The sequence below is a fragment of the Halolamina pelagica genome (assembly GCF_900115675.1).
Lineage (GTDB): Archaea > Halobacteriota > Halobacteria > Halobacteriales > Haloferacaceae > Halolamina > Halolamina pelagica.
This window is the reverse complement of the sequence record NZ_FOXI01000020.1, coordinates 1-14,982: the sequence shown is the minus strand read 5'-3', so window position 1 is coordinate 14,982 and position 14,982 is coordinate 1. Positions and strand designations below refer to the sequence as shown.

The following is a 14,982-nucleotide window of genomic DNA, read 5'->3' as shown; positions in this document are numbered from 1 at the left end:
ATTCATTGCGGAGGGTGCTTAACATACGATACCCCTGCCGTTCGGAAGTGATGTGTTCATTTGCGTCGTGTATGTTGCTGGTTTCTGGTTCACGCCGGAAGCGCTACTTCACTCCACCAGTCGGGGAGGGGGTAGGGGTATCTATACATCTCACCTCCCGAATTAAATGCTTTGTGTTCCATACCCCCCAGAGCGAGCCAGAAACAACCCGACGACATCCGGTCAATACAAGATTAGCACCACACACGCGATCTCATTTTTCATATAAGTGAATCCTCACACCACATTCACACCCAGTTAATGAACTACCCCCTTGCTACGTACCGCCGTCAGCGACCCCTTGAAGAAGGGAGATTGAGTAACTGGGTGAACGGGGAGAAAGGTCACTCAAGAACTGGTTGTCCCGACAGGTATGCTCGGATAACAGTGTTCAGTCGCGGTGCCGAAAGCTCTCCCTGAAGATAGTCCTTGATCGCGGTATTCAGACCACTTGCATCCACGCGGCCATCTGCAGTCACGTATGGCGTCGCCCATGCAGCAGTATCCGTAACGGTAACTTCACCAACATTCACGCCGTTGACAGCCAGGTCATACGTGCCATCGCGCGCGAAAGATATCTGTAAGATCGTGCTGTTAGTTGCTCCCGCCGGGACAGAAAGCTGAGTTGTTGTAAGCGTAATGTCTCCCCACTCAAGATCGGCAGTGTACATCCCAGTGGTCCCTCCAGTATTTGAGACTGTAACGGACACATTGACTGACTGATCCGGCGAAACTCTCGTTGTTTCAAGCGTTGCCTCTGTCAGCGTCAGATTCGCGGGTCGAGTAACCGTGAGCTCGCCTGCAGTGACGTTATTTACAGCCAATATATAGTGACCCACATCACTAAAACGGGAACTGAGCGTCGTCTGAACCGTGTCCCGCGGCGGGACATCAACCGTTCGTGTCGAAACAACAGTCTCATTCGCGAGAAGTGCGACCGATTGACTCCCACTCCGATCCCCCGTATTTTCCAGGGTAACTGAGACATTCGCAGACTCGTTAGCCGAGATCCGATCAGAGGTTAACGACACATTCCGAACCGAAACCTGTGCCGGACGATCAACACGTAGCGTACCGACGAGCGTGTCGTTAACCGCAAGCTGGTAGTCACCGCGCTGGTCAAACCGGTGAGTCATTGTGAGTGAAGCCGTCTCATTGGCCGGCACACGAACGGAGTCGGTCGCAACAACCGTCCCATTTACACGAAGCCCAGCAGTATAGGTTCCTTCCGACGTTCCTGTATTTTCAATCTCTGCCGTTACCGCCACTCGATCCCCCTCAAGAACGGACGTAGTATTCAAGGCTGTCGACCGAACCTCGAACTCAGGAGTCGCTGATGGTTCAGTAAGGTACGTGATCGCTGCCGGAATATCAATAATGCCAGCACCGTATCGAGTATCTCGCTTCCCATCAGCCACCGGCCACGAATCCGGTTTCCGTGCCGTCTCCGTGAGTGCCTCGGTTAAATTACTCGGGGAATGATCCACCGGCGTCGCTGCCTGCAACAACGCCATCGCGCCAACAACGTGTGGAACGGCCATGCTCGTCCCCGAACGCGACGTCAGAGACCCATCCGAGCCAATACTGACGACATTTACCCCGGGTGCAGTTACCGAAGGAACCACATACGAGGCAGGCCACTCAGGCGGTGCAGTTGTTCCCCACGCAGTCGTCGTGTTAATCGATTCACCGCTACTGAATTCCGCAACGGAAGCATTTGCGTCAACTGCGCCAACACTATAGACATCATAAACGTTACCAGGGGACTCACTCGATCCAGCCCCATAATTCCCAATTGAAGCAACAACAACCGTTCCATGCTCACGAGCCACCCGAATCGGGTCAATAAACTCACTCTCATAGGTTTCAACACCGACACTCATCCCAATCACGTCAGCATCATTCTCAACAGCCCATTCGATCCCTGCGAGAGCTTGAGCTAGAGTTCCCGTACCATCTGGACCGAGTATCTGACCGTGCATAAGCGACACATTAGGGGCGACACCAATATGGGTCCCATTAGCTGAACCACCAGCGACAGTCCCACTAACGTGGGTTCCATGCCCGAACGCATCAGACGGCCGGGAACCGGTTACTTGAGTGCCATTCTCATCGAACTCAGCCCAACCACCCGGATATGTTGGATCATCCGGATCGGAGGAATACAACGAAAGAGCCGGATGGGAGACATCAACACCAGAATCAAGCACCGCAACCCGAATTCCGTCGCCCTGGGTATCATACGTCTCCCAAACAGTTGGCGCCCCAATGAGAGACAGCCCATAAGTTGTGTTATTCGAAGTTACCGACGAAGACGACGCAACAGATGATTCAGTAACGGGAGACACGACAGACGAAGAGGATGACGAATTTGTGTCAGAAAAAGCGCTTACATTATTTGCTGTGACCTCAACATTGCTTTGAATTCGTTCGACTCCTTCAACATGAGATATCGACTCGAGAGACACTCGCTCAGTATCAACAGTAACGAGAACAGCATTAGAAATCCAGAATCGATTTTTGACCGTCAACCCCTGAGTGTGATTAGCGAATTTAAGAAGCGCTGATTGAGCGTGAGCTGCTTGATGTTTTCGCGTCGTTATATTCGTTGAAGAGGGAAGATCCTCTAGGTAAATGAGGAGATCAAGAGTCTCTCCTGAATCCGAAGAGACAGAGATCTCGACATCGGAGTCAGTATGGGGAGATTGGGAGAAATTGGAAGCGAAACTCGCCCCAACAACAGGTGAGGCAACGAGAGAGAATACGAGTAAACCGATAAGGAAAACAGAAAGTAGAAGAGATCGGTTGAGAAGCATGGGGGCGAGTTAGAGGCGAACGATGTTAAGTTAATGGTCGATTTCAAAGTACACGGGCCAGTACCACGCAGTACATCGTTGATCTTAAAACAGTTAAATTGATAGAAATGCAATACTAACCAAGATTATAAGGCAATCCAGGATATCCAATCACTCATGTCAGACGGCCATACCAGTGGAGCGAACAATAAAAATGATCAAACGCTCCCAATAGGCAGACGTGATATATTACGCACAACTGGGGCCGGGTTTGGAATTACTGGGTTTGTAGGACAGGTAAGTGGCGCAAGCGGACTGGATGTTAATATCCGCCAGATAAATCGTCCAGAGTTCCCGGAGGTTACCGTTTTTGCAAGTGTATACGATAGTAACGGGGACACATTATCTAACCTTTCCAAAAGTGATTTCAATCTGATAGAAACACGCTTGGGGTCAAGTTCCGATCAAGCAATTGAGACGTTATCGTCGCCGGATTCAGATGAAGCAAACAATATTAGTACAGCTATAGTAATTGACAAAAGTAGGAGTATGAGTACCGGCAGTCGGATGGAGACTGCGATTGAAGGCGGGAAAGAGTTTGTTCAACAATTCAATTCAGGTGACGAAGGGCTCGTACTCGCCTTCAATGAATCAACAGAAATCCGACAACGATGGACAAGCTCTCAGTCTGGACTTACTGATACAATTGACAGTATTAGCCCTGCAGGAAATACGGCACTGTTCGATGCAGTTAGAGAGGGAGTAAACGAAGCAGGACCCCGAACGGATCAAGAACAGATTGGTCGTTCAGCTGTTGTAGTGCTAGCTGACGGACAGGATAATGCGAGTTCAAGCTCATTATCAGAAGCAGTCAACATCGCAAAGCAAGAGGGTGTCCCAGTCTACACAATCGGACTCGGGAATACTATCAATTATAACAATCTTGAACAGTTAGCTACTGAAACGGGCGGAGGATTTTATGAGGCTGCGGATGGATCCGATCTTACTGAAATCTATACAAAGATAGCCGAGAGCATTGCGAACGAATACGAAATTACGTATGTGACGAACGACGACACGACTGATGGGGCAGAGCGAAAAGTGCGGCTTGAGACCGCATACAACGGCCTATCAGGGTACGATACAGAAACATTTGAAGAACCGTGCGCCCCTCTACCGACAGCTAGTTTCACGTTCTCTCCAGACGCAGTCGTCGAAGGGCAGGAGGTCTCATTTGACGGCTCAGCTAGCCAACCGAACGGTGGCCAACTCGTGGAGTACGAGTGGGACTTCAATAACGACGGGTCGGTCAACTCGTATGGGGAAACAGCCACACACACATATACAGAACCAGGGCAGTACAACATCGCCCTAGCTGTTGAGAAGACCTGTGGCGCAAGAGACGTCGAGGTGAAATCGATCGCTGTCGCGGATGAACCAGTCAGTGTCGTCAATGTCAACACAAATGCACCAATTACAGAAGGGGAGGTGTTAGAAGCCGAGGTCGAACTGAAAAACACTCGATTTGACAAAGAAAACAGGAGTGTAGCGTTACAAGACTTTAGCGGGAGTACTGTCGATATAGAGCCTATTCAGATTGGTCGCGAAGAGTCGCTTACCCTAACGCTTGAATGGGATACAGAGGCTGGAGACGCAGGAACAGATAATATCTCAATCCAAGTAAGCGATATCGAAATCAAAGAACAGGTTGAGATCGAGAAATCATATAAGTCCCGGAAGCTCCAGACTGCTCAACTGATTGACCAACAGTCCTCCCATTCTGCAATGGAGGGTTATCTTAACACGAAGTTAGATGGTGATAAAGAATGGACAGCGTCCACTATTACTGCACTTGACCAAGCGGCAGATCAGGGTCAGATTTCAGAATCCACACGAGTGGACGCGATTCAACGACTGCAAGCAGTTGAAGATGTTTCATTACGAACTATCCAACGAATCGGTCCAGCACAAGCAAAAAATAGCTCGAGATTTATCAATATCTCCGAAAATACTGCAGTCAATACGCTGAAAACAGCTGTTAACATTATGGGTGCTGCCGTTGCTATTGCTATGATCCCATCTGGATTGGGAGTGCTCGCTGGAGGAGCAGCCACTGTCGCTGCCGGGTTCCTTACAGATATTGCAACAGACACAATAAATGATATGCTTGCAGCTGGCGAAGATAACGATGGGCCAGGTCTTGCTCAGGAAGCGACACGACAATGTAAAGAAAAGACAACCGATCTATTTACGAAAGTGTCAAACGGTGAAATATCTGGTGGAGAGGCTATTCAACAGGAACTCACAGAGATTGCTGACGAAATTATCGATCTAGTCCAAGACGGTATTCGAACCGCTATTGAGATAGATACGATACAGGGAATCTTCAATACTGTTGGTTCTGTAGGCGGATATCCGACGTTACTTGGAAACGGCTACTCAATCTATGGAACTCTCAATGACGTCGATAATGCTTTTCAACCAGATAAACTAGCTGCTGAGGGACTACAAGGGGATACAGAAAAAATAATCCAAGAACTCGAGCGAACAGAAAACAACCTGGATTCAACAATAAAGGATGCAGCAGATCTTATGGAATTTCTTGAGACTGTCTCAGGCGAACTCAATCTATGGGACAATATTGAAGACGCACTAACTGGTGATCAAGAGGTCATCTGGCAAATAATTGATTCCGCGACTGCTCTTGGGAATGCTGTAGTTGGGCTGTTCCTAGATGTATTAACGAGTGCTGGTAGCACAGTAGTAGGATATTCGTTGATGGCATATATCAAACTAATGCAAGGAGAAATAACAAGAACTGCTATTAACGGAGAGGAGGTGACATTCCCCAATGTCTGATCAGCCAGATCAAGCAGCGGCTATGCGGCAGGCGGTGGAGGAGCAAGATCTTGATCGGATTAAAGAGGCTTATGAACAGCTCGCTGAGACAGATTTAAATACTCTGTTAGAACAGATAGCTGCAGCAATTGATCAGGAACGATACGAAGATGCAGAAACTATATTCCAAGAAATCATGAAAAAGTATCAAACTGAAAGAAATAACGAGAAAGAGCTATCAGCACAAATCAATGCTGCACGAACTAGCCAAAACTCTTCGTTCGACACTGTCCAAGAACTGACCTCGTATCTACGGGAAGCAAATAGAACTCGGGTTCAGCGCACTGAGTTGCTATCTGTCGTTTCTACGTTTCTAGACAACCAATTAGAAAATACCACAGCCAGCGAGAGTAGCACGTTAGCAGTTCAGGCCGATAGTTCCAGCGAAGTTATTGACGTTATTTCCCGCACCCAAGACAAAGAAGACGAATTTGCCGACGTGACCGAGTCGGCCACCCAGTTAGCATCGACTGTTTCGCTACCACCAACCTTGAAACTCTCACAGGTATCAGTAGAAAGCAGTCAAATTAAAACAGCTGAGTCAGTCCCTCTAACTGTTACAGTTACGAACGTCGGCGATGACTTTGCTACAGATATTACTGTTTCAGTTGAACCGCCCGAATCCGTCAAAATAGATACTTCTCGAATAATACTTCCAGATCTTTCCGCAAACGACAGTATTTCAAAATCCTTTACTATCACACCAGAATCAGCAGGTTCACACGCGATCACGATATCAGTCGATAGTGCAGAGTCATTTGCATCTCTGACAGAAACAATCACAGCAACAAGTGAGATAACCATCCCCGAAGAGTATCAACCATATGTTAATAATGACGGGGTAGTCACAGAATCTGGACTGAACGATGCTATCCGATCTTATCTACAAGACGACTTACAGAGCAGATATCTAAATGGAATTATTCGATCATATTTGACCGAAGAACCTGTGACATCCTCCGAAGTTTAACGCACAGGATACCCGATACAGCAGACCGGTTCGCCCGGCGGCAGTAGTGCTTGCTGGCGGTTTCACGGTCGAAGAACGTCGCGTCCATCGCGGCGTGATCAGCGGTGTCGTGCAGCTGCGCCGAAAGGCGCAGCAGGACTCGCCAGGTCTTCATCTCTAACCTATCAAACGCCTTTACTAGCGTCGAATGATACGAGAGATCGCCCGCCTCAAGGCCGATCTCGGCCAAAATATGCGGCATTTCACTCAGAAGATCAAGCGCCTCACAGTAGGATTTCATTAGGTAAATCTGGAGACCGTGGAGCGAAACGACGGCGTAGTCGGCGAAGCCCCCACCATTAACGTCATATCGGATGCCCTATACCTACTCCCAAATGGATCCTGAAGCGGCAGCCGGTCGAGCCAGCGACGTGATCGACGAACTGAGCGCAGCGGTGGTGACCGACCGCGCGTTCCTCGAAACGGTAATGACCGGCGTGCTGGCCGGCGGTCACGTCCTGCTTGAGGACGTTCCCGGCACGGGAAAGACGCTTGCCGCCCGTAGTCTCGCTGGTGCACTGAACCTCTCGTTTACTCGGATCCAGTTCACCCCAGACCTCCTGCCGGCTGACATCACCGGATCCAACGTGTTCGACGAAAGTTCGGGGACTTTTCAGTTCGCGGAGGGGCCGATCTTCGCGAACGTGGTGCTGGCCGACGAGATCAACCGTGCACCCCCAAAAACACAGGCCGCGCTGCTGGAGGCGATGGGTGAGGGACAGGTATCCGTCGACGGCGAAACCCATCAGCTTCCAGACCCCTTTATCGTCATTGCGACGCAGAACCCCGTCGAGCAGGAGGGGACGTTCGGCCTGCCGGAGGCCCAGCGCGACCGCTTCATCGTGAAGACGTCGATGGGCTACCCCGACTTCGACGGCGAGATGAAGCTAATCGACCGCCGTGCGGCCCGCACCGACTCTGTGCCCAGCGTTTCGGCGGTCGCCGACGAGGCAACGGTTCGTGATCTACAGGCAGTGCCGGAAACAGTTACCGCCGAGCAGAACGTCCGGGAGTACCTCATCAAACTCGGGCGGGCGACCCGCGAGCACCGCAACGTCTCCGTCGGCGTCTCACCCCGCGGGATCCAGCACCTGTTCGAGGCGAGCCGTGCCTACGCGACGCTGCAAGGCCGTGAGTACCTCGTGCCAGACGACGTAAAGCGCATCGTCGACGATGTGTTCCCCCACCGCCTCGTGCTGACTGCGGAGGCCGAGATCGAAGGTGTCGACGCCGCTGACGTGCTGGAAGACGTGAAGGGGCAGATACCCGTGCCCGCGATGGAAGCCTAGCGGGCGAGCACCAGACTTGCGAGGAACGCCACGCCGACCGCGGCGAACAGCGCGACCGCGGCCGCCGACTCGGTGGCGATGGACACCGGCGTCATCGAGACGGCTGCAAGCCCGAACGCGGCGGTGACCGCACCGATCAGTGTGGCAGTGAGCACGCGCACGAACTGCACCGGGAGCGACGGCGCCCGACGCCCCACGTCCCGGCCGAGACTGACGCCAAAGCGGCCGAGGTCCCAGACGACGACGGCGCCGACCAGCGCGCCGAGCGACTCCAGCAGCGGTGCACCAAGTGCGGCCCCGAACCCGCCGGCCGCGAGTAGTCCGGCGCTCGCGAGCGCGTGACCGCTGTGACGGCCCGGCACTACTTGGAACAGCATCCCCAGGCGGAGCATCGCCAGCGATAATCCGGCGGTCACGCCGCCAAGCGCGACGAGTCCCAGTGCGACGACCTCACCAGTGTAGTACTCGATCACGCTGTCGATCTGCTGGAGCACCACCTCGGCGACCGAGCCGGGGAGCGCAGTCTCCAGACGCCCCGTCAGCGTGTTCAGGATCAAGTCGTGGCCCATCCAGCCGGCGGCGAACGCGAGCGCGGTGCCGGCGACGATCGCGATCTTCCCGAGATGCTTCCGGACGCCGACGCGGTGGAGCCGCCGGATCAGGCGCACCAGCATAACGACGATGACACCGCCGACCAGCAGTCTCGTTGCCAGCCAGCGCAGGAACGGTGCACGTGCGAGGCCGTCGAGCAGACTGACTACGGTCGGCGGGAGCGACGCCCAGAGCTCGACGTATGCCGGTCCGAGCAGGATGCGCGCGCCAACGAGTGGGATCCCGACTATGACGCCGATGGTGGCGCGCCCCAGCGCCGACTGGAGCTGTTCGAACCACCTGATCGCGGCATCGTTGTCGCCGGCGCGGTCGTCGAGCAGTTCCGCGGCCGGGAGCGCCGCCAACGCGGCCCGCAGCGCGAGTAACGCTAGCGAGGCGATCAGTAGAAAGCTCCCGAGCGGTGGCACCGCCGTCGCCTCGGGGATCAGTTCTGGCATCGTCTCGGGCAGCGGGAGGTCGGCGAACGGCTCCATCTCCTCCTTGCGCCGGGCGGTGTTCCCGATCAGCGCGCCCGTCACCGTGAGCAGCCCCACCGCGCTCAGCAGAGCGCTCCACGTGGCCGTACTCACGCCGTCGTGATTGACGGAGTCATTCGGGATCGACGCCGCACCGAATCCCGCGAGTACGACGCTCATTCCGACGAACGCGGTTCCCTGTGGTGCGAAGCCGGCCAACTGGGCGATCAGCGTGTAGCCCAGCCCCGCGAGAAGCAGGCTGCCGGCCAGCGGGGCGACGGCGACGCCTAGTAGCGTGCCGAGGGCAGCGAAGCGTTCCCGGCCGGCCAGCCAGACGACCGCTGCGATGCCGGTGCCGCCGACCGTAGCGACCGCCAGCGAGTCCAGCACACCCAGTGCCTCCGCCAGCAGCCAGCATACGACGGCGACGATCGCTACCGCGAGCGCCGAGCCAGCGCGCGGCGGCCGCCAGTTCGTCTCGGACACCGTTATCACAGCCTCCTCGTCGTTGGTCTCGGCTGCCATCACCGGCCACCCCCATTGACTGCCGCGGCGACCGCCGAGAGCGAGCGCTCGGCGGGCCAGTCGATCACGCGCTCGCAGACGCCGCGGGCCTCCCGGAGCCGAACCTCCCGGCGAGCGCCGTGGAGGCGGCCGCCAGCGCTTGTCTCGCCGGTCGGATCTGGCGAGAGCAGCGTCGGCGCGTTGCCGACAACGGCGGCACGCTTGGCGTACGACAGCGGTGCCCGGTCGACTAGCGGCGAGACGATCAGTAGCTCCGCGCGCTCGGGGAACTGTGCGACCAATCTCGAGACCTCGCGGTGGTTCGGCTCGGACCCGTTCTCGGCGAGCGAGGTGAGCGCAGTGTTGGCCGCGGTGCGGCGGGCGGCCACGTCGGCGGCGGCCGAGAACACTACGTCGGCGGCGTGCTGGCCCGTTTCGGTGCCAGCATTCTCGACCCAGAGCGCGTTGCCGGCCTCCCGGACCGGCATCTCGACGTCGGCGGCATCAACACCGAGCACCGCCAGTGAGACGCGGTGGCCCAGCCCGCGGTAGCGCTCGACCGCCGCCTCAGCGGCGTAGGCGGCGTACTCCGCGCCAGTCGGATGGGTCGCTGCCGAGGAGCGCCGAGTCTCGGAGCGCACGTCGAGCAGCACGATCTCCCGGGCCGCGCGCTCCTGTCTGAACTCCGTGGTCACCAGGTCGCCGGTTTTTGCGTACTGCCGCCAATTCACCCGGTTCTGGGCGTCGCCCGGACGGTACTCCCGGGTAGAGTGGAACTCCAGCCCTTCGCCACCCTGGTCGCTCTGGGTCACGCCGGTCCGGAGCTTCGTCGCCTGATCCAGCCCGTCGAGCGCCGCCGGATCGGTGCAGTTGACGGCGTCGGCGCCGCCGACAGTCGCCGAAAGCGTCGCAGTGTCAGTGCCCAGCAGCGAGCGTGCGACCAGCCGCGCGTCGTCAAACGCGAAGTCCCCGCGCTTGGCGATCACGGTGTAAGAGAACGAACCGGTGGAGCCGGGTCGTAACGCCAGCGATGCCCGGGGGGAGCCGTCAGTGACGGCCAACTCCTCAGGAACGCCGTCGACGATTCGGAGGTCCGTCAACACCGAGTCACCGGTGTTGGTGACCGATACCGTCACCTCGACGGGGTCTCCGGGAGTTACCCGCCGGTCGTCGACGTTGCGCTCCACGTCGATCGAGAGGCCCCGAGGCAGCGTCGATAGCGCGGCGTACCCAACGTAGACGAACGGGATCGCGGCGCCGGCGACCAGCCTCGCTTTGGCGTAGAACAGTCCCAGGCCGAGCAGGAAGAAGCCGCCGACGAGCCAGACGCTCCAGGGGCCGATGCGGCGCACGCGGCGCAGGAGCGTTAGCGTAGAGCCGGTCGATTCCGCTGCTCCGGTCTCGTTCGGTGTCGCATCGTCGCCGGACTGAGACGGGGTCGGCTGGTCGGTCGTGTCCTGTTCGTCGCGTGGTCGCTGCGTTGCGTCACTCATCTATCTCCTCCTCGATCGGTGTTCGCGTGGCGGCGTCGGGGGCGGTTGCGAGCGTGGCGACGGCGTCGATGCTGCGAACGAGGCGTCGCCGTCCTTCGGTACCCTCGTCGAGCCACCCGCGCAGCCGAGCCAGCAGTGGTACCGGGACGGCGTCGCCCAGGAACCCTGCCGCGAGATCGTCGTCGGTCCATGCACCCTGCTCGATTCTGCGGTGGGCCGCCTCGGGGCTTTCACCTGCGGTCTGGAGTGCGGCGACCGCGGTCTCCCGAAGATCGTTGCGGTACTCGCGGGCGTCATCAAGCGACTCGACGCCGTCGAGCGCCTCGTCAGCAGCGTAGCCCGTGACGGTCGCCGGGTCGACGCTAACGGACTCTGGGAGTCGCTCGTCGTCGTCGACGAGAACTGGGACTGCCTCGCCGCTTGCGCCCGAGAGTTTACGGATCGCGACGACGACCAGTGCCATGACGGCGATGACGCCGACCGCCGTATTCAGTAGCTGGTCGGTGTCGTACTCCCCAATCAGGTCGTAGATGGGTGTCAGCGCGTCCTCGGCCGGAGCGAGCAGTTCGGGCGCAAGCAGCAGCGCGGCCGCGGCGCCGAGCAGGGTCAGCAAAGCGAGTGTGAGTAGCCCGCGCCGAACCAGGCCGAGTACGCTCACGCGGCGTCACCCCCGGATTCCTCGGTGTCGGCTGCCGCCTGGTCGGTGTCGATCGACTCCACGGCCTCCTCGGCGACCCCCTGTCGAGTGGTGGGATCGGCCCCGTCGTAGGCGACTTCCCGGTAGGCGTCTCGCAGACGCTTGACTGGGCCGGCAGGGAGGTTCGCATCCTCCACGGCGAATCGGGCAATTTCGCCCGGCGTCAGGGTGCGTACTTGCCGGAGTGGGAGGATACTGAGGAATCGCTGCCACGCCTGGCGGATACGCTCACGGGCGGCCGCGGTTTCGGGATCCGTCTCAGTCGTGTCGGCGACGCTTGATACGGCTCCCGTCGTCGACTCCTCGGCCCGAAGGTCTCGGAGCCACGCAAGCAGCCGTTCCGGGAGTGACTGGATCGTTACGACAGTTGCGGTGGCCCACGCAGTGAGCGAGCCAACGATGATCTGTGCGACCTCGCCTGGGGTCTTGGTGCGCCTCCGGAGCGCCTGTGCGAGTTCGACGAGTCGGTCTGCCGCGTTCGAGATCGCTGCAATCGCTGCTTCGACGCCCCGACTCAGCGCGTCGGACAGCGAGACGACCGCAACTAGGATCAGTTGGTAGCCCCGTCTGATACTCCGCCCCGCCCGTGCGAGCAAGCTCCGGGGGGTGATCCCGCGGTAGTACGCGATCCCGAACACCGCGCCGACGCCGGCCAGCACGCCCCCGACGATCTGTGCCAACGTGCTGAACAGCCCCTTGATGTTGACCGACGCGCGCTGACCGTATGCGCTCACAGCGAGCGTGACCGAGTCGGTGGGAGGGAGCCGTCCGACTACGGAACCGTCGATGCTAGTAGTCCCGACGGCCTCACCGTCGATCGAGACGGTAGCGTTGGGTACCGGTTCGTCACCGAGGGTGGCGTTGAGCGTTACCGGCGCGAACGGGATCGTTGCGGGCCAGCCCACACTGTAGTTGAGATCGAGCGAGCGGATCGCGACGGTCTCGGAGCCTTCGACGCTGCCGCGGCTGACGGCGTACTCGTACTTCCCGGGATCGCTGGGGAGTCGGAGCTCGAGGCGTCCTTGGGCGTCGGTACGGCCGATCTGTTCGCCGTTCAGCGTCACGTTAGCGTCACGAACAGGCACGTCGTCGATGGTCGCGACCAGCGTCACCCGGGCGTTGCTGCGCACCTCGCCGACGAAGGAGATGGAGGCGTTGGTGTCGAGTGTGAACGTGGTGTTCTCACTGGTCTGGATCGCGTAGCTGTCGACGGCTCGCGGTGCGTCACCTGGGGGCGGCAGCATGCCCGCAGTGTTGGTCCGTACTGTCACGTTCAACTGTGCGGTGTACGGTACCTCGGCGACGACGGTTCCCTCGTCGTCGGTCCGGCCGACGGGGTCACCGTTGAACAGCACCTCGGCGCCGACAACTGGCTCACCCTCGCGCAGCACGGTCACCTCGACGGTGGCACCGGGGACGGCGGTCCTGTTGAGCGTCACGTTCAGTGGTGGTTCGGTCTCAGTGGGCGTCGCGGTGGGTGTCGGTGTGGGCGTGGGGCTCTCTGTCGGGGTCGGTGTGGGGGTTGGCGTCGCGGTGGATGTCGAGGTCAAAGTCCCCGTTCCAGTCGGCGTTCCAGTAGTGGTCCCAGTCCCGGTTCCAGTCCCAGTCCCGGTTCCAGTCCCAGTCCCGGTTTCAGTTTCCAAGCCAGTTCCCGTGCCCGTCCCTGTGCCAGTGGTCGTCTCAGTAGTCGTCGACTCAAGGGCCTCGTTCTCGGCGGACTGGCGTGCCGAACTCGGGGTTGGGTCGAAGCGGACCCAGCCGATCTCGGGGAAGTATACTTCAACCCACGCGTGTGCGTGCATGCCTCTGACAGTATACTCATTGGGACCGGTCCGCTCGCCCGTCGCGTAGCCCACGACGTAGCGTGCGGGGACATCCTGTGAGCGCAGCATCGTCGTCATCGCGGTGGCGAAGTACTCGCAGTAGCCCCGATCCATCTCAAACACGAACTGGGAGGTGATCGTGCCGTTCTCGCGATCGTGGCTCGCGTTCAGCGAGTAGTCCTTGTTCGACTCCAGCCACGACTCGATCAGGGTCGCCGTCTCGTAGGGTGTCTCCGCGTCGGCGGTTAGTTCGGTGGTGAACGCCGCGACCTGCTGGGTGTCGTTGCCAGCCGGAAGGTCGGTGTAGGCCGACGCCACCTCGTCGGGGTAGTCATCGCCGGCCGAGCGAAGCAGGCCGGGGTCGTCTGGCGGCGCTACGGACTCTCCGACGTAGGTCGTGTCGGCCGGCACTGGTTCCTGACTCGAGATCGACCGCCCCGGCTCCAACTGGAGTGCATCGCTCTCGAGGGAGAGTGACCGCGGTCGCCAGACAGTCGGGAGCGCCGTCGCCGACTTGGCGAGCGTCACCTCGTAGCTGATCCGCTCCCCTGCGGCACCCTCAACAGGGGTAGTCCCGTTGAACGGCTGGGCGTCGCCAGTACGCTCCCAGCCCTGCCCGGTGTAGTGGTCGAACGAGCCGGTCCGCCAGTAGCTGGGTTGCTCGCTCCTGACGACGAAGTGGACTTCCTGGTTCAGGCTGCTATAGGGGTTCGACGCCGTGGAGCCCTGGCTGCTTCCAGCCTTCATCTGGCTGACCGCCGATAGCGCGCCAAGCGAACCCGACGCTTGACTTGCGGCGCCGCCATCTTCGCCGCCCAGCGGCTGTCCGAGGTTGAACTGCGCGGCCGGTGCCCCACCGCCGCCGACGAACAGCGGCAGCGCCACGCTGGCGAGCACGACAGCAGCGACACAGACCAACGTCAACAGGACGCGCCACCATCGGCGGTCGCCCCCGAGTTCGACGGCTCCCTTGTCGTCGCTCACGTGTTTCGTTCTCTACCTTTAGCCCGGGGGTCATGAATGATGCGATGGGGATAACCACGCCTATCTTTCTTCGAGGAGAGAATCCCGCCGTTCACGGCGGACATGAATCCGACAACGCCTCCACAACCCACATTCACCATCAATGCGGATATTTAACAGGCAACGTATCGTAGCATGACGTACACCGAGGCGGTCACGCCGCCCACTCAAATGCACAATATCGGGACTCCGAGGCCCAGAACGTTCGAGACACACTCTCGAACCGCTGTGGTGTCTCGGCTCAGATAACTCCGAGTCCCCTGCCGGGATAGGAGTAACGGCGGTGTGGCCCCGCCATCGGCCTGTCATGCCGACAGGCCGTAAACCAGTAAATATCCCAACCCA

At 58.5% G+C, this 14,982-nt stretch carries 8 protein-coding genes and 1 pseudogene; 3 read left to right on the top strand and 6 right to left on the bottom strand.

What is annotated here, in order from left to right:
- Nucleotides 1-383 precede the first annotated feature (383 nt).
- Nucleotides 384-2,855 (bottom strand): S8 family serine peptidase, encoded by a 2,472-nt coding sequence (locus BMZ83_RS14960; RefSeq protein ID WP_079990221.1) that lies wholly within the window; start codon nt 2,853-2,855, stop codon nt 384-386.
- 156 nt (nt 2,856-3,011) lie between these two features.
- On the opposite strand from BMZ83_RS14960, the gene BMZ83_RS16135 reads away from it, so the two are divergent.
- The gene (locus BMZ83_RS16135) at nt 3,012-5,693 is read left to right on the top strand and encodes a VWA domain-containing protein (RefSeq protein WP_143077010.1); all 2,682 of its coding nucleotides are present in this window, start codon (nt 3,012-3,014) and stop codon (nt 5,691-5,693) included.
- The gene (locus tag BMZ83_RS16130) at nt 5,686-6,702 is read left to right on the top strand and encodes a CARDB domain-containing protein (RefSeq protein ID WP_079990218.1); all 1,017 of its coding nucleotides are present in this window, start codon (nt 5,686-5,688) and stop codon (nt 6,700-6,702) included. The genes BMZ83_RS16135 and BMZ83_RS16130 overlap by 8 nt, the downstream gene beginning before the upstream one ends.
- 28 nt (nt 6,703-6,730) lie before the next feature.
- Here the strand turns inward: BMZ83_RS16130 and BMZ83_RS14940 are convergent.
- Nucleotides 6,731-7,039 (bottom strand): annotated as a pseudogene (locus BMZ83_RS14940) (IS5/IS1182 family transposase); the annotation flags it as partial.
- Nucleotides 7,040-7,076: 37 nt separating this feature from the next.
- On the opposite strand from BMZ83_RS14940, the gene BMZ83_RS14935 reads away from it, so the two are divergent.
- Nucleotides 7,077-8,030, top strand: a complete 954-nt coding sequence (locus tag BMZ83_RS14935; protein WP_074880481.1) for an AAA family ATPase — start codon at nt 7,077-7,079, stop codon at nt 8,028-8,030.
- On the opposite strand, the gene BMZ83_RS14930 is transcribed toward BMZ83_RS14935, so the two are convergent.
- From BMZ83_RS14930 to BMZ83_RS14915, 4 genes are read right to left on the bottom strand one after another with little or no spacing between them, the layout of a single operon-like run.
- A complete protein-coding gene (locus tag BMZ83_RS14930) occupies nt 8,027-9,622 on the bottom strand; it encodes a DUF7519 family protein (RefSeq protein WP_074880478.1) in 1,596 nt (531 codons plus the stop codon). The two genes, BMZ83_RS14935 and BMZ83_RS14930, sit on opposite strands and share 4 nt — an antisense overlap.
- Nucleotides 9,622-11,094 carry a DUF58 domain-containing protein gene (locus BMZ83_RS14925; RefSeq protein WP_074880475.1) on the bottom strand — a complete coding sequence of 491 codons (1,473 nt, stop codon included), beginning with the start codon at nt 11,092-11,094 and terminating at the stop codon, nt 9,622-9,624. Before BMZ83_RS14925 ends, BMZ83_RS14930 begins: the two co-directional genes overlap by 1 nt.
- Nucleotides 11,087-11,752, bottom strand: coding sequence for a DUF7269 family protein (locus BMZ83_RS14920; RefSeq protein WP_143077008.1), 666 nt, complete (start codon nt 11,750-11,752; stop codon nt 11,087-11,089). Before BMZ83_RS14920 ends, BMZ83_RS14925 begins: the two co-directional genes overlap by 8 nt.
- Nucleotides 11,749-14,598, bottom strand: a complete 2,850-nt coding sequence (locus BMZ83_RS14915; RefSeq protein ID WP_074880468.1) for a transglutaminase TgpA family protein — start codon at nt 14,596-14,598, stop codon at nt 11,749-11,751. The genes BMZ83_RS14920 and BMZ83_RS14915 overlap by 4 nt, the downstream gene beginning before the upstream one ends.
- Nucleotides 14,599-14,982: the final 384 nt, after the last annotated feature.